Annotated in this window: 28 protein-coding genes; 26 read left to right on the top strand and 2 right to left on the bottom strand. The window is 40.8% G+C overall.

The features are described 5' to 3' along the window. Nucleotides 1-34 precede the first annotated feature (34 nt). From BXY41_RS20755 to BXY41_RS20640, 25 genes are all read left to right on the top strand, one after another. Nucleotides 35-1,285 (top strand): flagellar hook-length control protein FliK, encoded by a 1,251-nt coding sequence (locus tag BXY41_RS20755; RefSeq protein WP_170072502.1) that lies wholly within the window; start codon nt 35-37, stop codon nt 1,283-1,285. Nucleotides 1,286-1,305: 20 nt separating this feature from the next. Continuing rightward, nucleotides 1,306-1,851 carry a flagellar hook assembly protein FlgD gene (locus BXY41_RS20750; protein ID WP_104438799.1) on the top strand — a complete coding sequence of 182 codons (546 nt, stop codon included), beginning with the start codon at nt 1,306-1,308 and terminating at the stop codon, nt 1,849-1,851. 64 nt (nt 1,852-1,915) lie between these two features. After that, nucleotides 1,916-2,284 (top strand): TIGR02530 family flagellar biosynthesis protein, encoded by a 369-nt coding sequence (locus BXY41_RS20745; protein ID WP_104438798.1) that lies wholly within the window; start codon nt 1,916-1,918, stop codon nt 2,282-2,284. An 81-nt stretch (nt 2,285-2,365) separates the two neighbouring features. Continuing rightward, on the top strand, nt 2,366-3,952 hold the full coding sequence (locus BXY41_RS20740) for a flagellar hook-basal body complex protein (protein WP_104438797.1): 1,587 nt from the start codon (nt 2,366-2,368) through the stop codon (nt 3,950-3,952). Between the two features lie 64 nt (nt 3,953-4,016). After that, nucleotides 4,017-4,220: a flagellar FlbD family protein gene (locus BXY41_RS20735; protein ID WP_104438796.1), complete on the top strand. Its 204-nt coding sequence runs from the start codon at nt 4,017-4,019 to the stop codon at nt 4,218-4,220. Nucleotides 4,221-4,253: 33 nt separating this feature from the next. After that, complete coding sequence (locus tag BXY41_RS20730) at nt 4,254-5,063, top strand: motility protein A (protein WP_104438795.1); 810 nt, start codon at nt 4,254-4,256, stop codon at nt 5,061-5,063. A gap of 50 nt (nt 5,064-5,113) precedes the next feature. Beyond that, entirely contained in the window at nt 5,114-5,695 is a 582-nt protein-coding gene (locus tag BXY41_RS20725; protein ID WP_242980280.1) for an OmpA/MotB family protein, read from the top strand. Nucleotides 5,696-5,731: 36 nt separating this feature from the next. Next, a complete protein-coding gene (locus tag BXY41_RS27250) occupies nt 5,732-5,899 on the top strand; it encodes a hypothetical protein (protein WP_242980278.1) in 168 nt (55 codons plus the stop codon). Nucleotides 5,900-5,921: 22 nt separating this feature from the next. Further along, nucleotides 5,922-6,962, top strand: coding sequence for a flagellar motor switch protein FliM (gene fliM / locus BXY41_RS20720; RefSeq protein WP_104438794.1), 1,041 nt, complete (start codon nt 5,922-5,924; stop codon nt 6,960-6,962). Between the two features lie 48 nt (nt 6,963-7,010). Then, nucleotides 7,011-7,370, top strand: a complete 360-nt coding sequence (locus BXY41_RS20715; protein ID WP_104438793.1) for a response regulator — start codon at nt 7,011-7,013, stop codon at nt 7,368-7,370. A 24-nt stretch (nt 7,371-7,394) separates the two neighbouring features. After that, the gene (gene flgC, locus BXY41_RS20710; RefSeq protein ID WP_104438792.1) at nt 7,395-7,841 is read left to right on the top strand and encodes a flagellar basal body rod protein FlgC; all 447 of its coding nucleotides are present in this window, start codon (nt 7,395-7,397) and stop codon (nt 7,839-7,841) included. 50 nt (nt 7,842-7,891) lie between these two features. Beyond that, nucleotides 7,892-9,283 (top strand): flagellar motor switch protein FliN, encoded by a 1,392-nt coding sequence (gene fliN, locus BXY41_RS20705; protein WP_104438791.1) that lies wholly within the window; start codon nt 7,892-7,894, stop codon nt 9,281-9,283. 17 nt (nt 9,284-9,300) lie between these two features. Then, nucleotides 9,301-9,657: a flagellar biosynthetic protein FliO gene (locus BXY41_RS20700; RefSeq protein WP_104438790.1), complete on the top strand. Its 357-nt coding sequence runs from the start codon at nt 9,301-9,303 to the stop codon at nt 9,655-9,657. 10 nt (nt 9,658-9,667) lie between these two features. Next, the gene (fliP, locus tag BXY41_RS20695; RefSeq protein ID WP_104438789.1) at nt 9,668-10,327 is read left to right on the top strand and encodes a flagellar type III secretion system pore protein FliP; all 660 of its coding nucleotides are present in this window, start codon (nt 9,668-9,670) and stop codon (nt 10,325-10,327) included. 17 nt (nt 10,328-10,344) lie between these two features. Next, nucleotides 10,345-10,605, top strand: coding sequence for a flagellar biosynthetic protein FliQ (locus BXY41_RS20690; RefSeq protein ID WP_104438788.1), 261 nt, complete (start codon nt 10,345-10,347; stop codon nt 10,603-10,605). 26 nt (nt 10,606-10,631) lie between these two features. Further along, nucleotides 10,632-11,393, top strand: a complete 762-nt coding sequence (gene fliR, locus BXY41_RS20685; RefSeq protein WP_104438787.1) for a flagellar biosynthetic protein FliR — start codon at nt 10,632-10,634, stop codon at nt 11,391-11,393. A gap of 23 nt (nt 11,394-11,416) precedes the next feature. Beyond that, the gene (flhB, locus tag BXY41_RS20680) at nt 11,417-12,478 is read left to right on the top strand and encodes a flagellar biosynthesis protein FlhB (RefSeq protein WP_104438786.1); all 1,062 of its coding nucleotides are present in this window, start codon (nt 11,417-11,419) and stop codon (nt 12,476-12,478) included. A 41-nt stretch (nt 12,479-12,519) separates the two neighbouring features. Beyond that, nucleotides 12,520-14,592 carry a flagellar biosynthesis protein FlhA gene (flhA, locus tag BXY41_RS20675; protein ID WP_104438785.1) on the top strand — a complete coding sequence of 691 codons (2,073 nt, stop codon included), beginning with the start codon at nt 12,520-12,522 and terminating at the stop codon, nt 14,590-14,592. Beyond that, the gene (locus BXY41_RS20670) at nt 14,589-15,404 is read left to right on the top strand and encodes a sigma-70 family RNA polymerase sigma factor (RefSeq protein ID WP_242980276.1); all 816 of its coding nucleotides are present in this window, start codon (nt 14,589-14,591) and stop codon (nt 15,402-15,404) included. The genes flhA and BXY41_RS20670 overlap by 4 nt, the downstream gene beginning before the upstream one ends. Before the next feature lie 17 nt (nt 15,405-15,421). Continuing rightward, on the top strand, nt 15,422-16,225 hold the full coding sequence (locus BXY41_RS20665) for a flagellar hook-basal body protein (protein WP_104438784.1): 804 nt from the start codon (nt 15,422-15,424) through the stop codon (nt 16,223-16,225). Nucleotides 16,226-16,239: 14 nt separating this feature from the next. Next, nucleotides 16,240-17,013, top strand: a complete 774-nt coding sequence (locus BXY41_RS20660; RefSeq protein WP_104438783.1) for a flagellar hook-basal body protein — start codon at nt 16,240-16,242, stop codon at nt 17,011-17,013. A gap of 33 nt (nt 17,014-17,046) precedes the next feature. Then, complete coding sequence (locus tag BXY41_RS20655) at nt 17,047-17,673, top strand: chemotaxis protein CheC (RefSeq protein ID WP_104438782.1); 627 nt, start codon at nt 17,047-17,049, stop codon at nt 17,671-17,673. Beyond that, entirely contained in the window at nt 17,666-18,148 is a 483-nt protein-coding gene (locus tag BXY41_RS20650) for a chemotaxis protein CheD (RefSeq protein WP_104438781.1), read from the top strand. The genes BXY41_RS20655 and BXY41_RS20650 overlap by 8 nt, the downstream gene beginning before the upstream one ends. Before the next feature lie 83 nt (nt 18,149-18,231). Further along, on the top strand, nt 18,232-19,152 hold the full coding sequence (locus tag BXY41_RS20645) for a chemotaxis protein (RefSeq protein ID WP_104438780.1): 921 nt from the start codon (nt 18,232-18,234) through the stop codon (nt 19,150-19,152). Beyond that, complete coding sequence (locus BXY41_RS20640) at nt 19,145-20,428, top strand: EAL and HDOD domain-containing protein (protein ID WP_104438779.1); 1,284 nt, start codon at nt 19,145-19,147, stop codon at nt 20,426-20,428. Before BXY41_RS20645 ends, BXY41_RS20640 begins: the two co-directional genes overlap by 8 nt. Here BXY41_RS20640 and BXY41_RS20635 read toward each other — a convergent pair. Together BXY41_RS20635 and BXY41_RS20630 are read right to left on the bottom strand one after the other, a co-directional pair. Continuing rightward, nucleotides 20,425-21,573, bottom strand: a complete 1,149-nt coding sequence (locus tag BXY41_RS20635; RefSeq protein ID WP_104438778.1) for a late competence development ComFB family protein — start codon at nt 21,571-21,573, stop codon at nt 20,425-20,427. The two genes, BXY41_RS20640 and BXY41_RS20635, sit on opposite strands and share 4 nt — an antisense overlap. Nucleotides 21,574-21,599: 26 nt before the next feature. Next, nucleotides 21,600-22,370 (bottom strand): ParA family protein, encoded by a 771-nt coding sequence (locus tag BXY41_RS20630; RefSeq protein ID WP_104438777.1) that lies wholly within the window; start codon nt 22,368-22,370, stop codon nt 21,600-21,602. A 145-nt stretch (nt 22,371-22,515) separates the two neighbouring features. Between BXY41_RS20630 and fliD the strand changes: the two genes are divergently transcribed. Next, on the top strand, nt 22,516-24,933 hold the full coding sequence (fliD, locus tag BXY41_RS20625; RefSeq protein ID WP_104438776.1) for a flagellar filament capping protein FliD: 2,418 nt from the start codon (nt 22,516-22,518) through the stop codon (nt 24,931-24,933). Nucleotides 24,934-24,946 lie beyond the last annotated feature (13 nt).

The raw sequence follows: 24,946 nt of genomic DNA, 5'->3' as shown, positions 1-24,946 counted from the left end.
GCCTGATGGCAGAGAAGAGAAAGGAGGGAGAACAATGGAGATGAAGACAAACAGTGTGGAAGTTCTGATCAGGCAAATGCCAAAATCTCAGAAAACAGATGAGAAATCAGTAGATGATTCTTCTGGTTTTAAGAAAATGATGAGAGAAAAAGATCTAAAGAAGGACACTGGAAGCAAAGACAAGAAGGATTTAAATAAGGAACTGGAAACAGCAGCATCCATTGCGGGAGTACCACAAGCACAGCAGGCAGGAAAAGCCAGTGAAGCAGCAGACACTTTGGACCCGCAGAGTAAAGAGATGCTGGTTGCAGGCATGGGATCCTTAAAGGGACAACTACCTGATCCGCTCAATTCAAAAGAAGAATCAGGAGATACAAAATCCATGGAATCGTTTCAGCTGCTTAAGGAGTTTCGGCTTAAGAACTGGAACCCGGAGGATGATAGCGCCCTGATACAGGAAAAGGAAGACTTCAATGCATTAAACAGTCTGATGCCCAAAAAGACGGTGCCAGATTCCCAAATCGGATTGACAGCGCAAGATGAAAACATTGCTTCATTGAAAGATGGAAAAAAGAAAGAGGTAAATGGACCTGGAGAGACTCTTTTAAAAATGAGCGGACAGGAAAGCTCTAAGTCAGGGAAGATTCTTGCAGAGTATGGCCCCGGTGTGACAGAAAAAAAACTGGTACGGACTGACGGACCAGGATATCGGTTGAAAACAGATGAAAAGGACAGTGAGAACGACAACGATACCGCACAGGACAAAATCTCTGGAATGCTTCAGGAGAAGTTACTCCCATCAGGACAAATGTCTGAATTAAGTACTCACAAAGCAGAAACAGCGAATACTACATTACCAGTCCAGAATCTGGAAGAACTGAATACAAAGCTGTCAGAAAAGATCATTTCACAGATTGAAACAGGTAAAAAGAGTCTGGAAGTACAGCTGGAACCTCACAATTTAGGTAAGATACTGATTAAAGTTGCATATGAGAAAGATCAGGTGAGTGTATCTGTTGTCTGCACAGAAAGTAAAACTTTAAAAATGCTGTCCCAGTCAGCTGGAGAATTAGGAACTATCCTGGAAAACAACTTAGAACGTCCGATTCATGTGATTGTAGACAAGCAGCAGCCGGATTACCTGAATAATAACCAGGAACATCAGGGTAATGGGAGAGAACAGCAGGAACAGAGACAGAACCATTCCGAAGATTTTGGAGACGATTTTATTCAAAAGCTGAGACTTGGTATATCAGGTGCAGATTCTGATGAAATCAGTGAGTAATTTACCATAAGGAGAAAAAGATGGCTAGTACGAATTCAATAGGCACAGGCAATTTGTTATATAACTCTGCTGCAACGGACACTGATTCGAATGTTAGTACGAAAAAAAACAGTGAATTGTCTACGGAAGGATTTTTCAAACTTTTAGCTGCACAGCTTCAGAACCAGGATATGTCAAGTCCCATGGACAACTCTGAGATGATGACGCAGATGACACAGATTGCCATGATGCAGGCAATGGACAATTTCTCAACATCAATGGATGATTTTGCTCAGGTAAATACAATCAATTATGGTACTTCTATGATGGGAAAGTCGGTTTTGCTTGGCGTTTTGGATAAAAACGGTAATGTGGAGAAACATAACGGAACAGTTACCCGTGTGGACATTTATAATGGAACACCTACCATTTATCTCGATGATGACACAAAAACAGGATATCCAGTGTCTGGTATTATGTCTGTTTACGAAAAAGGACATGAGCCGGTGGATGAAACTACAAATAATACGAATACTGAGAATAACGCTGCAAACAGTACTGACGACAAGGATACAACAGATAAATAAATAGTCAGTATAACTGATAGTATGGCAGTGGTTTGGGCCAGAATGATATGGTTGGTGATTGAAAATGATAGGAAAAATAAACCAATTTGAAGATGTCCGGCAACTGAAACTTCGCAGTACGGCAACAGCATCAGAATGCAGCAGCTTTAGTGATGTTCTAAACAGCCGGATTGGAGAAGAAAAACTTCATTTTTCCAAACATGCGGCAGAACGGGTAAATCAGCGGGGAATCGAAGTAACCCCTTCATTTTTAGATGATCTGCAGTCTGCTGTGGAAAAAGCCCGTTTAAAAGGGGCGAAGGATGTTGTTATTATCAGTGAAAGGGGAGCGTTTATCGTGAATGTTCCTAATAACACAGTAGTAACAACTATGTCAGGAAATGAAATGAAAGAGAATATTTTCACTAATATTGACAGTGCCGTTTTGTTATAGCCGGACCATTTATGGGGGCTTATCCTGTATGTCTGACTGACATGGGGAAACGGCAGTTTCAAAAGAGAAAGGATAAAAAATATGGTCAGATCAATGTTCGCTGGTGTTGCAGGTCTAAGAGCGCATCAGGCAAAGATGGATGTTATAGGTAATAATATTGCAAACGTAAATACATGGGGATACAAAGCTGCAAGTATGTCTTTTAAGGATGCCATGTATCAGAACACAAGCTCAGGATCTAGTGGTAACACCGAAACTGGAGGAATCGGTGCTGTGAATGCCAACCAAATTGGTTATGGAGTTACTACAGGTGCAATTACTTACGATTTTTCAACTGGAAGTATGTCACCATCTGCAAGCGGTCTGGATTGTATGATTGAGGGAACGGGATTCTTTATTGTTGGTCCTATGTTAAGTGGTGGTTCACTTTCGTTAGAAGGCGATGATGCAGTTAAATCAAGCGGTTTGTATTTATCAAGAGTTGGTAAGTTTAAGGTAGATACAAATGGTTACTTAACAGATGATAGTGGTAGTTATGTGTATGGTTTCAGTTATGATCAGGACAGTGGTAAATTTGCAACAGGATCACTTGTACCATTAAAGCTGCCTGCACAATCAGTTTTGAATAAGCAGAAAAGCCAAGAGAACAGTGATAACGTGGCTATAGCTAAAAAAGCATTAGATGACGCAAATGTCGCATATAACAATCAGAGTGCTTCATTGTCAGCAGCAAGGCAGGCATATGTAACAGCACTGTCTAATTATGAAGATAAATCGAAATCTTTAACGATTGATGAGCTGGAGTTGGAATTAACTGCTAAAAAGACAGCTATGGTAACTGCTTATAATGCGTTACAGAGTGATGCTACAGATGCTACATTGAAAAAGAAATATTATGATAGTGTTGAGGATTATGAGAAGTCTGAATATACATTAATCCAGAAAAAAGCTGAACTGATAGCCCCCAATGCACTGGATACCCTTAAAGCCATTCAACCGGATTTAGATAAATATTTTACAGATTATCAAGATGCATTAGAAGCTTATCGAGCTGATCCAACTACAAAGGCAGATTTTGATGCAGCTGAAAGTGCATTAAAAGATGTAAAAAACAAATTAAGTGTTTTAGAAGACTCATCTTTGCAGGGCATTCGGGATGCAGCGAAGATTAAAGTAAGTACGGGAGAAGCAACTCTTGAAGCTGCAAATAATGCCGTTATCAAAGCAAAGGCGAATTTAGTAACTGCTCAGACTACTGCAGCATCATCAAACAGTGGTAGTAGCAGTAGTGGTTCAAATACAGAGGACTCTCTGGCCGAGTTTTCCACTTATAAGATTCAGACAGATGGATCCATTGTCGGAACCACCTCAAACGGCAATTCAGTAACAATTGGTAAGATTGCTCTTGGACGTGTCCAGAATATGGGTGGTCTGGAAAAGGACTCCGGATATTATTATTCCGTTGGTGCAAGTGCTGGAAATGTAAGTGTATTTGAAGGTGGAGGATCAGATGGTGTTATAAGAAGCAACTTCCTGGAAATGGCCAAAGTTGACCTTGCCACAGAAATGACAGATATGATTACCACACAGAGAGGTTTCCAGGCGAACTCCAAAATCATCACCGTAACCGATCAGATGCTGGAAGAATTGGTTAATATGAAACGATAATTTGTTCCACAATCATCCGGAGAGGCATTCACTTTGTCTCTCCGGACATAAGGAGAGGTAATATATGATTCGACTTACACGACTGAATGACGAGGAATTCATTATAAACTGCACACAGATTGAGCGGGTGGAATCCATACCGGAATCCAATGTGATCCTGATAAGCGGGAAGCATTATGTGGTGAAAGAAAGTATTGAAGAAATTATAGACAGGGTAATTGAGTTTAATGCTCAGATTTATGCACGCGCACAAAAGAGGAAAGAGTAATCCGGGAGCGACCTGGATGGTTGGAGGTTATTCATGGACATTTCGTTGATTGTAGGTTGGATAATGGGAGTTATCCTTATCGTTTATGGAATTACATTTGAAAAAATCGGAAATTTTATTGATATACCAAGTGTAATTATTGTTGTAGGCGGTACTGTAGCAGCGTTGATCGCCAGTTATCCGTTTAAGACTCTGGCACAAATACCGAAGCATGTGGGGATTATGCTGAATCCCAAAAGATATGATGCAGAGAAAGTAATTGACATCATGGTTGATATGGCTAAAACAGCAAGAAAAAAAGGTCTTTTGGTTTTGGAAGAGCAGGCCAACGGCATTAAGGATCCCTTTCTCAAGCAGAGCATCATGCTGATTGTAGATGCTATGGATGCGGATAAGATTAGAGAAATGCTGGAGAGTGAGGTTTCCGCCATGTCCGACCGGCATGAACAGGATGTCAGCATGTATGAGAAAGGTACTTCCGTAGCCCCCGCGTTTGGTATGATTGGTACGCTTGTAGGTTTAGTAAACATGCTTAAGAGTATGAATATGGAAGCCGGAGGATCAAACTCATTAGGAGCGGACATGTCAGTTGCTCTTATAACCACATTTTACGGCTGCGTTCTGGCACACTTGCTCTTTGGTCCTATGGCCAAAAAACTCCGTATACGAAACGATGAGGAATTCCTATATAAGCAGATTATAATTGAAGGTGTTCTGTCCATTCAGGCAGGCGATAACCCGAAATACCTTGAAGAAAAGCTTTTATCTTATCTTTCTCAGGCTCAGCAGAATAAGATAGCAAAGAAAAGGTCTGGCGGAGGAGCAAGTGAAACATCTTCTTAACAGGCCAGAAAATTAATGATGCTGTTTTAAACAGGGAAACAGGTGATTAAATGATAAAGAAAGATAAAAAGCCGGAAGAGCTTGGAAGCTGGATGGATACATATGGAGACATGGTAACATTGTTGCTTTGCTTTTTTGTTCTTCTGTATTCAATGTCTTCTGTCGATCAGACAAAATGGAAGCTTCTGGTAGAGAGTTTTAATCCAAGTGCTGCTCAGTCATCGGATCAGGTAGTATTAAATGCAAAAGTCGGTGAAGGAGATGGGGAACTAAAAGGAAGCCCCGCTTCCGGAGGAGAAAGCACAGATTTTGATGAATTATATCTGATGCTTAAGAAAGTAGTCGATGATCGAAATATGCAGGATTCTGTCGAAATTACAAGGGGAGATGGCTTCACATTTATCTCATTTCGTGATAAAGTATTTTTTGATGGGGACAGTTCTGTTCTCAGACAGGAAGGCAAAGATGTCCTGAGTGAATTTGCAGCTTCGATGGCGCAGGCCAATGACAATATTAAGGAAGTTCAGGTGCTGGGACATACCTCACAGGGGAACCCAGAGAGAGCCAATAACATTCGTAATGACCGTATGTTGTCTGCACAGCGTTCCGCAGAGGTAATAATCTTTCTGTAGAGCCAAAACGCTGTTTCACCGGAAAAACTGGTAGGGATGAGTTTTGGACAGTTTCGCCCTATCGCACCGTTTGATACCGAAGACGGACGTGCAAAAAACCGCCGTGTTGAAATTTTGATAACGAAAAACGATACGGTTGAAAAGACCCTGGAGGAATATTACAATCAGGTGTATCACAATAGTCAGAACAATGCGGGCAATTAAATAAAAAGCGGGAGTGAAACAAATGGCTGAAGTATTATCCCAAAGTCAAATCGATGCGTTGCTCAATTCCTTAAGCGGAACTGATGAGCCTATTGATGAGATTGAGAAAAAGGAAAATGAAGTAAAATACCGGAAATATGATTTTTACAGTCCGAAGAAATTTACCAAGGACAGACTGAAAATTTTAAAAAGTATATTCGACAATTATTCCAGAATAGCAGGCTCCCAGATTAGCAGCATATTTCGGACATCCAGTGAATTGTCCGTAGTTACAGTTGAGGAACAAAGGTATTATGAGTTCGGCAACGCACTTAGTGATAATGATATTCTTACTGTAGTTAATGTAACTCTGCCCAACAACAGTAAAAACCCTCCCCTTCTTATTAATGCAAGTATGACGCTGATGCTCAATTTAATCGACCGTATGCTGGGAGGTGTGGGAACTGATGTGAAAGTAGACGAATCCTATACATATACGGAAATTGAAATGGCATTGTATCACAGAGTGATTCAATATATAATCGGTGCTTTAAAGGACTCCTGGTCCAGTTATATCAATTTAAAGTTCGAATTGACAAGGCTGGAAGAAAATCCAAGTATGTTTCAGGAAATTGGTGTGGATGAGACCATTGTTATTGTAGTGATCGATGTAGATATGAAAGAGTGTTCAGGAAGGCTGAATGTCTGCATTCCAGGATCGCTTCTCATGAATATTTTTGATATTATGGACAAGCGTAAGCACAGTGCCATGGGTGAAGAGGCGAATAGCCAGGATAATAAGAGAGAGATTATGCAGAGTATTAAATCTTCAGATATGCTTGTCAGAGCACAGTTGGGTGATACCTCAATTTCGCTCGATGATGTATATAATCTACATGTTGGAGATGTAATCAATTTAAATACGCCAAAAGAATCTGATGTCAAGCTTTATGTGGAAGGTCAGCCATGGTTTAAGGGTCAGCTGGGTGTTCATAAGCGGAACGTCGCTGTTAAAATCGATGAGGTGGCTGTTAAAATTGATGATCAGGATGAAAATGGAAATTACCAGACCAGTGAAAGCTGAGTCAGGGATTACATAAAGAATTATAGGATAATAAAGGAGATGTAGAAAATGGCAAAAATATTATTAGTAGATGATGCAGCATTTATGAGAATGATGATTAAGGACACTCTGACAAAGAACGGATATACCGACCTGTATGAAGCAGCTGACGGAGCTCAGGCTGTACAGATGTTTACAGAGATCAGTCCTGATCTTATCATCATGGACATTACCATGCCCAATATGGATGGACTGGAAGCATTAAAGGCAATTAAAGCAAAAGATCCCAATGCAGTCGTTGTTATGTGCTCCGCGATGGGACAGGAAAGCATGGTTATTGAAGCCATTAAATCAGGAGCAAAGGACTTTATTGTTAAGCCATTTAAACCAGACAGAATTTTAAAGACAGTTACTGGTATTATCGGCTAAGCTGATTCATTGAGGAGGGTACAAATGTCGTTTTTAAGCTCGATGAATATCAGTGCGTCTGCTATGACAGCACAGCGTCTCAGACTTGATATTGCATCACAAAATATCGCAAATATCGATACCACCAGAACGGCTACCGGTGGCCCATACCGCAGAAGAATGGTGGTCCTTGAAGCACAGACTGAAAATAATTTCCGCAGAACCTTAATGAATGCAGCAGGTAAGAGTCGCCAGGAGAGCGCGGGGGGAGTTAAGGTATCACAGGTAGTGGAAGATACCAGTCCTTTGAAATCCGTTTACGACCCGGAACATCCGGATGCAGATGAGAACGGCTATGTACAGATGCCAAATGTGGATCTGATAAAGGAAACAGTGGACAGCATGTCTGCAACCCGGTCCTATGAAGCCAATATAACCGCATTTAATGCCATAAAAATGATGGCTTCCAAGGCATTGGAGATTGGGAAATAAGGTAAAATATGGCATAGAGGGCTAAATGAGTATAAAGGGAGAAAAGTTGTATGGATTCGAAGAATTTTAGCGCATTTGAGATTGATGCCATAGGTGAAATACTAAACATAAGCCTGGGTGCCTCAGCCACTGCAGTATCTACCATGCTCAATGCCAGAGTTGATATCACCACACCTGTAGTAAGGGTATTATCTAAGAGTGAGTTTGAAATATCAAACCTGGAACCGGCAGTGGGTGTGGAAATTACTTATATTGCAGGTCTTAGCGGAAGCAATATTATGCTCCTGAAAAAGCATGATGTTAAGGTTATTGTAGATATGCTGATGGGAACGGAAACCCCGGAAGAGGATTTTGAATTAAATGAATTAAATATCAGCGCGATCTGTGAAGTTATGAATCAGATGATGGGCGCTTCTGCAACCGCGCTCAGTGAATTTTTAAGTAAGACTGTCAACATTTCAACGCCGACATCTTTTGAAATAGAAGATGTGGGAGATTTCAAAGAAAAATACTACCATGATGAAGACTTAATGGTTGTGGTTGGTTTTAATTTGAAAATAGCGGATCAGATGGCGAGTGAATTTATAAACGTAATGCCGCCAGCTCTTGCAAAGGAACTGGTTGCAGGATTTTTCCCACAGGTTGACAGTGAACCGGAAGAAGAACCTGTACCTGAGCCTGTTTCCCAGCCTGCTTCTGCTCCGGCATCATCTGGAGGTATTTTATCCCAGGAAGAAATTGAGAAACTTCTTGCGGGCAGTTCAGCTCCTGAACCGCAGCCGCAGCCGCAGGTGTCTCCAAAGCAGGAGTCTTCAGGCGGTATTTTGTCTCAGGAGGAAATAGAGATGCTGTTAAACGGCAGTAATGCTTCAGACAATGTGTCACCAGCACCTTCGCCAACACCAACACCAATACCAGCACCAACGCCAACGCCAACGCCAGTTTCTCAACCTGCAGTATCCATGCCGGTTATGACAAGCCAGCCAGCAGGCATAGACAATTCTTCTGTACAGCAGATGATGAATCAGATGCAGATGCAGCAGCAAATGATTAATCAGATGCAGCAGATGATTCTGCAGATGCAGAATTCACAGACGAATACACCGAAAAAAGATGCTCCAGAGCCAAAGACCATCAATGTGAAGCCGGTACCCCAGAATAATCTTGCAGAAGGACCGGTAAGCTATGAGGAGCAGGAGGAAAACCGTGAACTGATCATGGGAGTACCGTTAGAGGTTTCAGTAGAAATCGGCAGAACAAGAAAACTGGTAAAAGATATACTTGAATTTACAAAAGGATCTCTTGTTATTTTAGACAAACTTGCTGGTGAGCAGGTAGATTTGTATGTAAATGGAAGATGCATTGCGAAAGGCGACGTAGTAGTGGTTGATGACAATTTTGGTATTCGTATTACGGAGATCATTAAAAAGAGCGTTGAATAGAGAGGAAGTGCCTGTAGATGAACAGTGTGATCAGTCTGATGTCGGTACTGATTATTACCATTCTGATTCTATACTTAAGTTATATTTTTACGAAAAGTATAGGAAAAGGGATGGGATTAAAACGCGGGGGGAATTATATGCAGATGTTAGACAGGCTACCCCTTGGGCAGGATAAGGCGATTGCGGTTGTTCGCGCAGGCAGTCATTATTTTCTCATTGGTATTGCTTCTTCACAGATTACCGTTCTGGCAGAACTGACGGAGGAGGATATTCAAAAAAGCCTGGATATCCCAAATCCTCAAACCGGAGATGGATACCCTGATTTTATCAGCATTCTGAAAAAATATACGGATAAAAACCGGAAAGACTTGTAGGAGGAGCAGAATGAATACAGATGCCTTAGTTAACATTAATGGAGGCAGGGTGCCAACCCTGGAACTTTTCCTCATTCTGACCATCATATCACTGCTGCCTTCCATACTGGTTATGATGACTTCTTTTACCAGAATCATCATCATCCTGTCTTTTACAAGGAATGCACTTGGTGTACAGCAGACGCCCCCTAATATTGTTTTGGTGGGCATTGCGTTATTTTTAACTTTGTTTATCATGGATCCGGTTATAAAAGACATTAATACCCAGGCTTACCAGCCTTACATAAAAGAAGAGATAAACCAGTCGGAGGCATTGAAACGGGCTCAGATTCCCATGAAGCGTTTTATGCTGAAACAGACCGAAACAAGTACTTTAAATCTGTTCGTAGATTTATCTCATACGGAAAAAGCGGAAAACATCGAAGATTTACCAATGACTGTAGTCATTCCATCATTTATGACGTCGGAGTTAAAACGGGCTTTCACGGCTGGTTTTATGATTTTTCTCCCATTTATGCTGGTGGATATTGTTGTTTCCAGTACACTGATGTCAATGGGTATGGTAATGCTGCCACCCGCCATGATTTCACTTCCATTTAAGCTGCTGTTATTTGTCACAGTAAATGGCTGGGAGTTATTATTTACAAACCTTGTTAAAAGCTTTCATTAATGACGGGAGGAATTCTTATGACAGACGTTGCAATCAGCAGCCTGATGTACGAAATGTTTGGAGCAGCCGTTAAGCTGGCAGGCCCGGTTCTGGTGGTCAGTATGATCATCGGTATTCTCATTTCCATACTGCAGGCAGCAACCCAGATTCATGAACAGACCATAACCTTTGTGCCCAAGTTACTTGTTGTAGGTCTCATTCTTTTGATGATGGGCAGTAATATGATGAAGACCCTTAGTGATTTTACCATACATGTATTCAATACCATGCTGGGGTAGGTTAGACAGACGAAAGGAAGAGTTAAATGCCGGATATAGGACAGATGATGCTTTTCTCCCTGATTTTCATGCGGATGTCAGGTTTTATACTTCTGAATCCCATATTAGGAAGACGGAATATACCCGGTTTTGTAAAGGGCGGTATGATTATGGTATTCACCCTTCTGCTATATTCATTTTCATCCTCGCAGGTACCGGAGCCGGTTACTTCCGTTGAATATGCAGTGCTTCTGATCAAAGAGTTTGCCATGGGGTATGTGATTGGATTTGTCATGGAACTGTTTCTCATGATTATTACATATGCGGGAACAATTATTGATTTTCAGATGGGACTTTCCATGGCCACCGTATTTGACCCTCAGAGCAATGCACAGGTTGCCGTTACAGGAAGTATCTTTCATGCATATTTTATCTTATTGTTTTTTGCAGTAGACGGTCATCTGGCGTTGTTTAAGCTTTTGATCCAGTCTTCGGAGATTGTTCCTTATGGACAGGTTGTCATAGGTACAAAAGTAGCATGGGCGATGATGGAAGTGTTTACTCAATGCATTGTTATGGCAATTAAATTTGCTTTTCCAATTATGGCAATTGAGTTTATAACAGAAATTGCAGTGGGAATTCTGATGAAGGTGATACCCCAGATTAATGTGTTTGTGGTTAACATTCAGGCGAAAGTTTTGGTTGGTTTATTAATGCTTATATTCTTATTTTCCCCTATGTCTGACTATGTTGGTTTTATAATCAGTCAGATGCTTTTGGGCGTAGAGAATATGATCAGAATTTTATAACGCAAAGGATGTGATGAACGGAAATGGCAGATGGTTCAAAAACCGAGAAGGCCACACCGAAAAAACGGAAAGATGAACGAAAAAAAGGTCATGTTGCTGTTAGTAAGGATGTGGTAATGATCGCGACTCTTCTTGGAACTTTCGTGATGTTGAAAGCGTTATTTCCGCTTATGTATCGGACGATGCGGGATTATATGATCAAATATGTCAGTCTGGCTCCGGTAGCAGATACCATTTCAGATTATACAACCAGCATATTCTGGGATATGGTGATTGCGATTGCCAAAGCAGCGATACCGATCATTCTTGTCTCCACTACGTTGGCAGTGATTGGAACTGGTGTACAGACAGGATTTCTATTTACAAAAAGTAATATGGCACCTAAGTTTGAAAGACTGAACCCGATTAAAGGGATTAAAAATCTTATCTCTTTAAAAAGTCTGGTAGAGCTTATTAAAAATCTGATTAAAATTATTATACTTTCAGTCATTCTGTATCAGATCATAAAAGGTGATTTAAGAGCAGTGGCCAGAACCATTGATATGAATGTAATGGATTCATCTGTTTATGTTTTAAATTCTATCATGGATATGGTTATGAAAGTATCAATTGTATTCCTGGCAATCGCCGGCTTCGATTATTTCTACCAGTGGTGGGATTATGAACGCCAGATTAAGATGTCAAAGCAGGAGATGAAAGAGGAATACAAGCAGACGGAAGGAAATCCGGAGATTAAAGGGCGTATCCGGAACATTCAAAGAGAACGAGCCCGCAGCAGGATGATGCAGTCAGTTCCGACTGCAGATGTAATTATTCGAAATCCGACCCACTTTGCAGTAGCGCTGCGTTATGATATAGAAAAAGATAATGCACCGGTTCTGCTTGCCAAGGGCCAGGATGAACTTGCTTTAAGGATTGTGGCCATAGGCGAGGAACATGGAATCTATGTGCTGGAGAACAAGCCTCTTGCAAGGGGGATTTTTGCCAGTACCAAAGTGGGGGAACCAATCCCTCCGGAATATTATGGTATGGTCGCTGAGATTCTGGTATACGTATACCGTATGAATAACAAGATCATAGAGTAGAAAATGCGGCATAGATACTTGAAAGAAATGGTGTAAGAAGAATGAAGACTTTACTTAAAAATTCCGTTGTAGTATTTGTCATTACAATAGTGCTTCTTTTGATCATCCCATTACCTCCATTTTTTATGGATGTAATGATTATAATAAATATTTCCCTTTCCATGATTATCCTTCTGATAACCATGAACATTCGGGAGCCGTTGGAATTTTCCATATTTCCATCGCTGCTTTTGATTACCACACTGTTACGGCTTGGACTTAACGTTTCTTCCACCCGTAACATTTTAACCAATATGGGATCTTCCGGTCTTGTTATTAAGGCCTTCGGTGATTTCGTATTGCAGGGAAATGTTGTAGTAGGTTTTATCATATTCCTGATTATCGTTTTAGTAAACTTTCTGGTTATTACAAAAGGTACGGAACGTGTATCTGAGGTAGCAGCCAGATTTACCCTGGATGCCATGCCAGGAAAGCAGATGGCCATTGATGCGGATTTAAGTTCTGGTCTGATCAATGAGCAGGAAGCAAAGCTGAGACGTTATAAAATCCAGAAGGAAGCAGATTTTTACGGCGCCATGGATGGTGCTACCAAATTCGTAAAGGGCGATGCAATCGTTTCATTGATCATTACCGCCATCAATTTTATTGGTGGTGCGATCATTGGTATTGTTCAGTCCAATATGCCTTTCTCCCAGGTTTTAACCATTTATAGTATTGCTACGGTAGGTGATGGACTGGTATCCCAGCTTCCTTCTCTTATGATCGCAGTGGCTACCGGTATGGTTGTTACCAGAGCCGTTTCCGACGGCAGCCTTAATGAAGATGTATCTGCACAGTTTTTGGCTCAGCCAAGAGCCATTATGCTCACAGGGTTTGTTATGCTGGTATTGATGCTGGTTCCTGGAATGCCTAAATTCCAGCTTGGTCTTATGGCAGTATTGCTCATAGGAACCGGTTATCAGCTGGAGCGTAAAGTGAAACAGTCAGCTTTTAGAGAGGTGGAGCAGTCTCAAAACGCTTTCATGGAGGATACGAGCCAGCAGGCACCAGCAGACGAAGAATCCTATTACAGAGATGTAAATAATGTATATTCACTGATTAGTGTAGATCCTATTGAACTGGAATTCGGTTACAGTCTGATTCCACTGATTGACGAAGGCAGCGGAGGAAAGTTAATTAACCGGATTGTCATTTTCAGAAGACAATATGCTCAGGACATGGGATTTGTCATCCCGTCAGTCAGATTGAGAGACAGTTCCAGCCTGAATACCAACCAGTATGTGGTTAAGATCAGAGGCGAAGAAGTGGCGAAAGGTGAAATCCTTGTAGATTATTATCTCGCCCTGGAACCGCCGGTTCTTTCCGGTGAAGTGGATGGGATTGAAACTGTGGAGCCTGCTTACGGAATTCCCAGTAAATGGATCCGGCCTGAAAACAAAGAGATGGCCGAAATCTATGGATATACGGTTATTGATCCGTTGTCAGTTATGCTGACTCACTTATCAGAAACCATTAAGCAGCATGCATATGAGATGCTTGGCAGACAGGAAATCATGCAGCTGTTAGACAATGTTAAGAAACATTCACCTGAACTTGTGGAGGAGTTATTCCCAGGTCAGTTATCCTACGGCAACTTCCAAAAGATACTCAACAGTCTTTTAAAGGAAGGTGTGCCGATCAAAGATATGGAAACCATTTTAGAGACCATTGTGGATGCTCTTTCAACAACCAGAGATATCGATCTTATTACAGAAAATATCAGAATCGCTTTAAAGAGAACCATTACCAGAATGTTCTGTGATGGAGGTCAGATGAAAGTTCTGACTCTGGATGCAGACCTGGAAAAAAATATTATCAGCAGCATGGCGAAAGGCGAGCAGGGCGTTTATCTGGCCCTTAGTCCTGAGGTAATGCAGTCAGTAATCGGACAGCTTGGCGAACAGATTAAGAAGTTTAACGATCTGGAACAAAAACCTGTAATTCTTACAAGTCAGGTAGTAAGGCTGTATTTTTACCGTCTGATCGAGCAGTTTTATCCCAATGTCTATGTTCTTTCATTTAATGAAATTGCAAATAATATTCAGATCCAGGCAGTCGGAAATATTACCGTTTGACAGGGGTTAATGTCAGAAAGGCAGTGTTAATCGGAATGGAGCAGGAGTTAAGCCAATATACCAATGAAGATTTACTAATTAAATATAAGCGTACTAAGGATATTAAAATCAAGCACGAGCTGGTAATGTGTTATATGTATATGGTGAAGAGCATTTCAATTCAAATGCGTGATGTCTATTTAAGCTTTGCTCAAATAGAGGATATCGTTAATGAAGGTGTATTGACGATCATGAATGGGATTGAAAAGTTTGATCCTGATATGAATGTGAAGTTTGAAACGTATATCTCCAAGCGGATTCGTGGTATGATTATAGATATGGCAAGAAAACAGGACTGGATCCCAAGAAGTGTCAGAAAAAATGCCAAAGAACTGGACAATACAGTGATGGAATTATGTAACCGTCTGGGACGTTTCCCATCCTCAAAAGAAACTGCCGAATATTTAAACGTATCATTGGACAAATACCAGGAAGCATTAGGAAAGACCAATGTGTATAGTGTAATATCCCTTGATATGGTGTTAGAGGGAAGCAATGATAACAAGAAAACAGTTCAGCTGCCATCTATCAGCGAAAATGACCAGCCGGAATCTCACTATCTTCAGGAAGAATTTAAACAGATCCTGGTATCTGCCATAAATAATTTAAAGGAAAATGAGCAAAAGGTTATTTCTTTGTATTATATGGACGAATTAAATATGAAAGAGATTGCCAGGGTCATGAATGTCAGTGAACCAAGAATTTCACAGATTCACTCCAATGCCATACAGAAACTGAGACTGAATCTGACTAATTTTATAAATGGGAAATAGGAAAGGGGAATAGCGGGATGTTTCAAGGATTTTATAATCTGGCTTCCGGGATGCTTTATCAGAACCGGAATTTAAATACCATCAGTAACAATATGGTAAACGTAAGTACTCCTGGGTTTAAATCAGACCGTATGACCAGCACCACATTTAAGGAAGAGATGCTCTACAGGAGCGGAAATGTGGATAAAAGCAGTTACACTCCGATTGGTACTGCTTCCATGCTGAAGACAGTAGCAGGTGTGAAAACCAGCTTCGATCAGGGAAATGTGGAAGAAACCGGCGGTAATCTGGACTTTGCTTTAACAAAGTCTGGATTTTTTACAATCGAAGGTGCTGACGGGACTCGTCTTTATACAAGAAATGGCTCTTTTGATGTAGATAAGGATGGTTACCTTTGCTTATCAAACTTAGGAAGGGTACTTGGAGAAGACGGAAATCCCATTGAAATGACTTCTAATCACATTACAGTGGACAAGTCCGGGAATATATATGAAGAGCCCTTAACAGGTCTTAAAACTGATGAAGATGGCGGTGATACGGAGGCAAAGGAACCAACGCTGATTGGAAAGCTTGGGGTGGTAAACTTCGATGATACAGCCCAGCTGGTAAAAGGGGATAATGGAACCTTCACAACCCAGGCAGAGGGAAAAGCTGTTGACGGTGGAGTTATGTGGAAATCAGTGGAACGGTCCAATATTGACCCCATCGAACAGATGACCTCCATGATGACCAGTCAGAGAGCTACCCAGAGTGCAGCCCAGGTGCTTAAGATGTATGATCAGCTCATGGGAAAAATAGTATCTGACATTGGCAGAGTATAGGGGAGGAACAACGGATGAATCAATCCTTTTACATAGGCGCCCAGGGTGCCATGAATCAGCAGACGAAGCTGAATGTTGTATCGAATAATATAGCAAATGTAAATACAGTTGGTTTTAAACCGGAATACAGTGTGTTTTCCGATCTGATCTATGCACAGACACGGAATTCACTTAGTGATACCAACATAAAGACCGGAAGCGGATCAAAAATTGATCAGATAAAGACAAACATGACGGCTATGCCGTATCAGACTACAGGACAGGAGCATGATTACGCTGTACAAGGCGATGGCTTTTTCATGCTGAAGGATCCAGTATCCGGAGAAATCACATATACGCGGGATGGACGTTTTTCCCTTGCAAAGACAACGGACAAATTCTATCTTGTCAATGTGGATGGGAAACGGGTTCTTAATATGGATCAGGCAGAAATTTCCTATGATGTAAAGCCGGCATCCTATCCTTCCGAAGAAGGTGAGAAAGAGGAAGAAGAAACCCAGGAACTGCAGGAGGGAGAACATGACCCCCATGCCATTGGTATCTATACCTTTGCAAATACCAATGGTCTTAAACCCATAGGAGACAATGTTTTTTCTGCAACGGCAGTTAACGGGACTCCCATTCTACTTGAGAAGGCAAAAGTGATAAGTGGTTCACTGGAGCAGTCCGGTACAGATTTTGCATTGGAGATGACAAAAATGATGGAGGCCCAGAGAGCATACTCCTATGCTCTTAAGATGGTACAGACTTCCGATGAAGTTGAATCGACAATAAATTCTCTGCGATAAATATCGCAGAGTTCGATGAAAGAGGGCGATCATATGAAAATAACACGTTATGACGAAATGAATGGGCTTGGGCTGGATCTGATCCGGGAGATAGGCAGTATTGGTACAGGTAATGCAGCTACTGCGCTTTCTTCTATGCTGAACAAGACCGTTCGTATGACACTTCCCGATGTTCAGATACTGGGATACAATGAGGCCATTAAATTTCTGGGAGATCCGGAGGAAATTGTGGCAGCGATCCTGGTAAAGATGACAGGAGAAATCAACGGTTTAATGCTCTTTATTTTAAAAATGGATTTTATTAATGAGGTTTTATCCAGTGTTATGCAGCAGGAGATTGAAGACTATTACCAGCTCAATGTTTTAGAGACCTCCGCACTGGAAGAAATCGGCAATATTATTATCTCATCTTATGTAAACGCAATGTCAACTTTAAGTGAAGTTACAATTAATCTTTCCGTACCGGATATTGCAGTCAACATGCTGGGTGGTATCTTAAGTGTTCCAATGGTGGAATTTGGATATCAGACAGATAAGATGATGATGATAAGCGGACAGTTTATAATAGGAGGAAAAGTCCTACACAGTGACTTATTGATGATGCCGGATATTATGTCATTGAACTTTTTAATGGAAAAGCTGGGGATTGTAAATGGATAAACAGATAACAGTGGGAATTGCGGACATGAAATTTGCCAGGCAGGAGGGGACACTGATCACCTATGCGCTGGGGTCCTGCATTGGAATCTGTTTATATGATCCCATGATAAAGCTGGGAGCGCTTGTGCATATCATGCTTCCGGAAGTATACGGATCAGGAGACGGAAATATATTTAAGTATGCAGATACAGGACTTGCTGAGACATTTAGAAAGATAGAAATCCTGGGCGCAAGAAAACCAAGATTGATCGCAAAGATTGCAGGGGGGGCAAAAATGTTCGAATTGCAGGGAAATAGTACCCTTGGCAATATCGGAGCCCGCAATATTATAAGCGTAAAACAGATTCTCCAAAAAGAGGGGATCCGGCTTGCCGCTTTGGACGTTGGAGAAAACTATGCACGCACCATGTCTATGGATGTAAGCACGGGGCAGGTTAAAATCAGAACTTACGGCAGAGCAGAAATTGTTTTGTAAACATTATGAACTGGCAGAAAGTTGCCGATAAATTAGCAGGCAGTTGTTTTTGCTGGATTATATTGGGATAAAGGAGAAAAAGTATGGCAGAAACAGAGATTTTATTAGAATCAGGGACGAATGAAATTGAAATAATGGAATTCACCATTTATGGTGAGTTATATGGAATTAACGTTGCGAAAGTACGCGAGATTATGATGTCAGATAAGGTGAAACCCATCCCTCATGCCCACCCAGCTGTAGAGGGTATTTTTAAACCAAGGGATCTTCTTCTTACAGTCATTGATCTCCCTTATTACCTTACTGGCAGTAAAGGTGAAAAACAAGGCAAAGATCTGTTTATTATCACCAATTTCAACAAGCTGCACATTGCTTTCCGTGTTCACAGCGTAGTTGGTATCAGCCGTATTTCCTGGAAGAATATTCAGAAACCAGATGATACCATAAGCCGTGGAGATGAAGGCGTGGCAACTGGAATCGCTCAGTGCGGAACTGATCTTGTTACAATCCTTGACTTTGAAAAAATTGTTGCTGACATTGCTCCTGAGACCGGAATCCAGATCGATGATATTAATAAACTGGGAAAGAGAACTTCTGTTACCAATCCGATACTGATTGCAGAAGATTCCATTCTTTTAACAAAGATGATTGAAGCTGCTCTGAGAAAAGCAGGATATGAAAATCTGACTTTTAAAAATAATGGCCAGGAAGCATGGAATTATTTAAGCCAGATAAGAGATGATTCAGATTTAGATGAGAAGGTAAGCCTGATTATTACAGACATCGAGATGCCTGAGATGGATGGGCACCGTCTTACAAAGCTGGTGAAAGAAGATAAAAAATTAAAACATATTCCTTTGGTTATTTTCTCTTCCATGATTAATCAGGAACTGATGATAAAGGGAAAGCAGTTGGGAGCGGATGAACAGCTGAGCAAGCCGGAAATCGCCCATCTGGTAGAAGTAATCGATCACTTGCTTCAGAGGAGGAAGACGAATGGATAAGTATGTCACCCGGCAGCCTATTAAGGCGTTGAAGGAGGACAGGATTATCGGCTATGAAGTATTGTTTCAGAAGGATTATGATTCTCTTTACAGTAGCTCCGACGTAGCCGCAGCTGACACAATTGCAGGATTTTTGATGCAGAATACAGAAAGCATTTTCCATGATAAGCTTACTTTTGTTACTTTTACTCCTTCATTGTTATTCCGGAATACACCAAAGATATTTGATAAAGACAAGATGGTGATTCAGATTGAAGATCATGTCATGATTCACCCACTGTCTCCAACTATCATAAGAAAATACAGGGCAGAGGGGTATGTATTTGCCATCAACGACTTCCAGTTCTCTCCCAAATATTTTTCCATGCTGGATTATGTTACTTACATAAAGATTGACATCAGAAACAAGCAGGAAGGAAAAGAACGCAGTTCTTTAAAAAACCTTATTAATACAATGAAGGGTTTTGATAAGAAGTGTATCGTAACAGGCGTCAGCTCCATGGCTGATTATGAACTTGCAATCGAGGTAGGCGCTGATTACGCAGAAGGAAGCTATGTTGCAGAGGCTATGGCTGGAAAAGTAAACCGTATGGAATTCTTAGAAGGAAACTTTTTCCAGCTGGTGGTAGAGGTCTCCAAAGATGAACCGGATATAGAAAAGATCGAAGAAGTGATAAGCAGAGATGCCGCATTAAGCTATGCCCTTCTTAAGATCGTTAATTCCGCATACTTTGCTCTTCGCCGAAGAGTCTCCTCCATACGTCAGGCACTTGTTACCATGGGGATCAGCCAGTTGAAGCAATGGGTATATTTATTAAGCTTCAACAATGACATTGATAATGAGGAATCCTTGGAAGCAATGATGAAACTGTCTTTCCTCAGAGCAAATTTTGCAATGACGATTTCAGATCACATTAAGGATCTTCCGATTATCCGTTCAGAAGTCTATATGATGGGTATGTTCTCAACACTTCAATATATGATCAATGCACCTTTGGAGGAAATACTGGAAGAAGTTCCGGTTGCCCAGGAAATAAAAGATGCCCTTATCAAAAAAGAAGGCATCTGCGGTGAACTATATGAACTCATTCTTAGCTATGAAAGCGCAGAATGGAAAAAAGTCAAGCAGCTTTCCGAAAAACTCAATATACCTTCCGGACAGCTTGCACAGACTTATATGGACTGCGTGGAAGCTGTGAATGAAATATGGAACGGTTTAACGGTCAGCGCAGATCAGGAAACAGATATTCCCGTAAGCAAGAAAGCCCACACTTAATGGTGTGGGTTTTCTTTTACAATAAAACATGATTTCGTTAATTCTACAATTACCTGTGGGCCAAAACGGCTGGAGTAAAAGTTCAGCAAAGGAGAAGCTGCGGGAGGCTCCACCACCACATATTTAGGAGTAAGCTTGTTAAGCGTCAAAGCAGTAACATCAGCAATGCAGTGTTCGCAGGTACAGCCACCTAGACGCCCTACATAGTCCCTGGCGATATTCTCCACAACATGCTCCATTACATTCAAATACTTGAAATTAGAGGCTTTTGGAGTGGCAGGAATATCAGTAACAGAATTCGAAGGAACGTCCTCAGTTTGTATAGGGGGAGCTATTGACTCAATGGAATCCTGAATATCAGGTGCAGACTCACTGGGCATTTGAATATCAGCCTTCGTCGGCTCATTGAAACTATAATTATCAGGCTGTGCCAACTCGTCGTTAATTTGACCTACCTGCGTTAATTCATGGGAAATCGGAATATTAGGTTGCTCCGTATCATTAGAAACCTGTTTATTCGGTTGTGACGAATCATCAGACGCCCCAATATCTGTTTGTTTCAATACATCTGAGTCTTGCATACTGGCCTGATCTGTTTCATCGACACTTAATATGTCCATTTGAACATGATCATTAACATCAGATATACTTAGTTCATTTTGATCATCTATATCCTGTACATCTGTCTCATCTACTGAATTTTCATATGATTCAGTAAATTGTTCTGCAATGGGAGCCTCTTCACTGTCTGCTGTAGTTGAGTCTTTCCCATTATTTATTCCATTGTCTGAAACAGAGTCAGGAGGAGGATCTGGCAAAGATTCCTCTTCATTTTTCTTAGAAAATCCAGTCCCCAATTCCTTTTTTTCATCTTCTTCCAGTTTTTGTTTTATTAATTCAGCGACCGGATCCTGAACCGAAGAGGAAAGATCAATAATAGAAATTGGGCTGGGAGACATGGGACTATCCTGCATTTGTATGGATGCCTGCTGAGCCAGAACCGTCAATTCTTTAATTGTCCCTTTTGACTCAGCTGCCTGGCTGGCAGCAAGGTTTTCCTTAGCAGCCTCTGATTTCGAAGATTCCGCCTCACCTCCGGCCAGAAGATTCATTACATGAGCTGTTTTGCTGCTTTTCCTAGCCATGTTTATGTGCTCCTCTCAAGTCTGTATTATTTTAATTTTTTAATCAATTCAAGAACTTCAGTTACCAATGCTTTGTAATCCTGGGCAGGATTGGATCTGGGTGCATAATCCAGCAGGCTTTCTCCCTGGGCCGGTGCTTCAGCAACACTGACGCTGGATCTGATATGTGTCACAAACACACGTGTACCGATCTGGGAGGCAATACTCTGAGCCATCTCCTTCACCTCTCTGGAAAGAAGTGTTCGGGAATTATACTTATTCAGCAGTATTCCCAAAACAACCAGATTTGGATTAACAGAGGCACGTACTGTGTTAATGGTATCTTTAATCTGAGATACACCAAGAAGGCTTAAAATTTCCGGCACCATGGGAATAATTAGATAATCTGCAGCTGCATATGCGTTGACTGTTAAAATGTTCAGAGCAGGAGGAGTATCAATAATAATGTAATCATAATAACCGGCAACTGTAGACAGTAAGTTCTTTAACATACTCTCTCTCTGCTTACCGGTAAATTCCAGCTCAGCACCGCTTAAAAGTATATTAGATGAAATAACGTCGCAATATTTTGATGGACGTATTGCCTCCTGCAGCGTTGCAGTTCCCTGGAAAACTTCGTAAATTGTTGCGCAGTTTTCAATTTCAAGTCCCAGGCTAAATCCAAGATTACCCTGTGGGTCTAAATCAACAGCCAGCACTCTTTTATTATTCATGGCAAGACCGCAGGCAAGGGAACAGGAAGTGGTGGTTTTGCCTACGCCGCCCTTTTGATTTGTAATAGCAATTACAGTTGACAAATTGTATTCCTCCATTCGTAAATTAAGATAATACTATTATCTTTAGTATACAATATGACGATAAATAAGTATAGCCAAATCAGAAAAAAAACCGATTTTTGACGAAAATTGGATTATTTAGATAGTTAAGAAAGGAGTTATTTATATGGCATCAGCATTGACCAGTATTAAAAACAGTTCAGCATCATCTCTAAGAGGTTACGGCGGTCTGGCAAGTGGTCTGGACAGAGATACCCTGATTGAGGGAATGACAGCTTCCACAAAAGCAAAAATTGCAAAACAGCAGAAGAAAAAACAGACTTATTTATGGACGCAGGAGGCATATCGTTCCGTCAGCTCTAAACTTGTAGAGTTCTCCAAAAAATACACCTCATATACCAATCAGACAACTAACTTGTCAAGTCCCAGTTTTTGGGCAAGAAGCAGTGTGACTACGGAAGGTGCAAACAGCAGTTATGTCAGTGTGTCAGGAAGTTCGTCCCTCTCTGATAGCATGTCTATAATGGGAGTGAAGCAGCTTGCCACTAAAGCATCTATAACTTCAAATGGAAATGTTTCAGACAGTAAGCTTGCTACAGGAGATATTAATTTTGGACCAGAATCCGTAAGCACTTTAGAAGGACAGTCTTTATATTTTAAATATGGTACTAAAACTTATTCTGTATCTCTAAGCAGCGGAACGGCATCCGATGGTTTTACATACGATTACAGCACAGCGGAATCTGCTGAGAAATCTATTGCACGAGCCTTAAAGAATGTTTCCATTGGTAATGGAAAAACATTAGCTGATGTTATTGGGGTACAGACAACTGGAGCTAACGCTTCAGATCCCACAACTGCATTGGCTAAGGTTAACTTTACCTCGAAAGATACAGCAGGTAACACAATTCAGATTACTGGAGGAACAAGCGGTGCTTTAAGTGCTTTAGGAATATCTGATATTGAAAGCATCAGTGAAGAAAACAAAACAATTACAGCAGATGGTTTTTCTTCAGAATTAAATAACAGGACTCAAAAACTGTTCGACTCAAAAACCTTTTTGGAAAGAGTGTCAGGGAAAGGTGTTAGTTTTACCTATAACGGAACCACACAGACGATTGAGTTTGACAAGACCAGAGAAAGTGAATACAGCAATTTAAGTGATTTGGCAAATTACTTACAGACAGAACTTGCAAAAAAATTTGGATCTGGGAGAATAGCCGTTACCCCTGAGGGAGATACACTGAAGTTTGAGACCAAGATACCAAATACCAGTACTAATGGTATTACTAAGGATAATACTAATGATAGTTCTTCTGTATTGTCTATATCATCAGCTGATGTCGGTATTACCGGAAAGAATGGAGCTTTAAAAGTAGAATCAGGTGAATCCAATCGTTTAAATTTAACATCATCATTAATAAATTCAGGGCTGGACAGTGATTTTTCTGGAAAAACGGCAGATACTGAGTTAAAGTTAATAATAAATAATGTACCCATTACAGGACTTACTTATGGCAGCTCGATGAGTGATATCATGAGTAAAATCAATTCTTCCGATGCGGGTGTAACAATCAGCTATTTACAGAATGCGGATAAATTTTCTATCGTATCCAAAGCAGATGGTTCAGCTGGTAAAATTGAGTTTGGTCCTGATGATGATTCCAGTGTACTATTTCATGATTATACAACAAAGGATGGTCAGGATGCCATTGTCAGTGTAAAATATGAGGGATCGAATACTCCGGTTGAATTAATTCGTGGAAATAATACATTTAATCTTGACGGATTGAATATAACTGTAAACGGTACGTTTGGTTATAGCGGAGATACCCTGACAACAGGTACAGAACCGATTACATTTAATGCAAAAACAGATGCTGATACCATTGTATCTGCCGTAACCAGCATGATTAAAGATTATAACGAAATAATAGAACTGGTAAACAAAGAAGTTTCCACGAAACCAAACCGTAGCTATGAACCCCTTACTGACGATCAGAAAGAGGATATGACAGATGATCAGATTACAAAGTGGGAAGAAAAAGCAAAAGCCGGTATGCTTTTTAATGATTCAGAATTAAGAGGCCTTTCTGATAGTATGAGGTTTATTTTCGACAGTGGTTCTGCTGATAAAACCGCATTAGAGTCTTTTGGAATATCCACTAGTACCGATTACGGTGATAATGGAAAGCTGGTTCTTGACGAGACGAAGTTCCGGGCAGCTTTGGCGTCTAATTCTTCGGATCTTCAGAAATTATTTACAAGGCAGGCAGATTCAACAACAGGTGACAAGGGCGGTGTTATGGCAAGGTTAACTGAGATCACTGAAAAATATGCTAGTACCACTGGTGCTACAAAAGGTATTTTAATCGAAAGAGCTGGTTCTGTATATGCACCTACCAGTATTCTGAAGAATTCTTTGCAAACATCAATGGACAGCCTTGATGATGTGATTGAACGGCTTAACACTCAGTTAAAAACAGAGACAGACCGGTATATCAAGCAGTTTACAAATTTGGAAACATTGATTTCTCAGATGAACTCTCAAAGCAGTTGGCTGAGTTCATCCTTTGGTTCATAAGAAACGGAGTGAA

It is taken from the genome of Lacrimispora xylanisolvens, from assembly GCF_002934545.1.
Classification (GTDB): Bacteria; Bacillota; Clostridia; order Lachnospirales; family Lachnospiraceae; genus Lacrimispora; species Lacrimispora xylanisolvens.
Note: the sequence above shows the minus strand (reverse complement) of the source record. Positions and strands in the feature narration are given on the sequence as shown.

Coding starts and splice junctions, on each gene's coding strand:
- BXY41_RS20660 (WP_104438783.1), top strand. CDS start 16,240: ATGAATCAATCCTTTTACATAGGCGCCCAGGGTGCCATGAATCAGCAG.
- BXY41_RS20665 (WP_104438784.1), top strand. CDS start 15,422: ATGTTTCAAGGATTTTATAATCTGGCTTCCGGGATGCTTTATCAGAAC.
- flhB (WP_104438786.1), top strand. CDS start 11,417: ATGGCAGATGGTTCAAAAACCGAGAAGGCCACACCGAAAAAACGGAAA.
- BXY41_RS20655 (WP_104438782.1), top strand. CDS start 17,047: ATGAAAATAACACGTTATGACGAAATGAATGGGCTTGGGCTGGATCTG.
- BXY41_RS20755 (WP_170072502.1), top strand. CDS start 35: ATGGAGATGAAGACAAACAGTGTGGAAGTTCTGATCAGGCAAATGCCA.
- BXY41_RS20650 (WP_104438781.1), top strand. CDS start 17,666: ATGGATAAACAGATAACAGTGGGAATTGCGGACATGAAATTTGCCAGG.
- fliD (WP_104438776.1), top strand. CDS start 22,516: ATGGCATCAGCATTGACCAGTATTAAAAACAGTTCAGCATCATCTCTA.
- BXY41_RS20635 (WP_104438778.1), bottom strand. CDS start 21,573: ATGGCTAGGAAAAGCAGCAAAACAGCTCATGTAATGAATCTTCTGGCC.
- BXY41_RS20740 (WP_104438797.1), top strand. CDS start 2,366: ATGGTCAGATCAATGTTCGCTGGTGTTGCAGGTCTAAGAGCGCATCAG.
- fliP (WP_104438789.1), top strand. CDS start 9,668: ATGAATACAGATGCCTTAGTTAACATTAATGGAGGCAGGGTGCCAACC.
- BXY41_RS20750 (WP_104438799.1), top strand. CDS start 1,306: ATGGCTAGTACGAATTCAATAGGCACAGGCAATTTGTTATATAACTCT.
- flgC (WP_104438792.1), top strand. CDS start 7,395: ATGTCGTTTTTAAGCTCGATGAATATCAGTGCGTCTGCTATGACAGCA.
- BXY41_RS20730 (WP_104438795.1), top strand. CDS start 4,254: ATGGACATTTCGTTGATTGTAGGTTGGATAATGGGAGTTATCCTTATC.
- fliN (WP_104438791.1), top strand. CDS start 7,892: ATGGATTCGAAGAATTTTAGCGCATTTGAGATTGATGCCATAGGTGAA.
- BXY41_RS20725 (WP_242980280.1), top strand. CDS start 5,114: ATGATAAAGAAAGATAAAAAGCCGGAAGAGCTTGGAAGCTGGATGGAT.
- BXY41_RS20640 (WP_104438779.1), top strand. CDS start 19,145: ATGGATAAGTATGTCACCCGGCAGCCTATTAAGGCGTTGAAGGAGGAC.
- flhA (WP_104438785.1), top strand. CDS start 12,520: ATGAAGACTTTACTTAAAAATTCCGTTGTAGTATTTGTCATTACAATA.
- BXY41_RS20700 (WP_104438790.1), top strand. CDS start 9,301: ATGAACAGTGTGATCAGTCTGATGTCGGTACTGATTATTACCATTCTG.
- BXY41_RS27250 (WP_242980278.1), top strand. CDS start 5,732: ATGAGTTTTGGACAGTTTCGCCCTATCGCACCGTTTGATACCGAAGAC.
- BXY41_RS20645 (WP_104438780.1), top strand. CDS start 18,232: ATGGCAGAAACAGAGATTTTATTAGAATCAGGGACGAATGAAATTGAA.
- BXY41_RS20715 (WP_104438793.1), top strand. CDS start 7,011: ATGGCAAAAATATTATTAGTAGATGATGCAGCATTTATGAGAATGATG.
- fliM (WP_104438794.1), top strand. CDS start 5,922: ATGGCTGAAGTATTATCCCAAAGTCAAATCGATGCGTTGCTCAATTCC.
- BXY41_RS20745 (WP_104438798.1), top strand. CDS start 1,916: ATGATAGGAAAAATAAACCAATTTGAAGATGTCCGGCAACTGAAACTT.
- BXY41_RS20735 (WP_104438796.1), top strand. CDS start 4,017: ATGATTCGACTTACACGACTGAATGACGAGGAATTCATTATAAACTGC.
- fliR (WP_104438787.1), top strand. CDS start 10,632: ATGCCGGATATAGGACAGATGATGCTTTTCTCCCTGATTTTCATGCGG.
- BXY41_RS20690 (WP_104438788.1), top strand. CDS start 10,345: ATGACAGACGTTGCAATCAGCAGCCTGATGTACGAAATGTTTGGAGCA.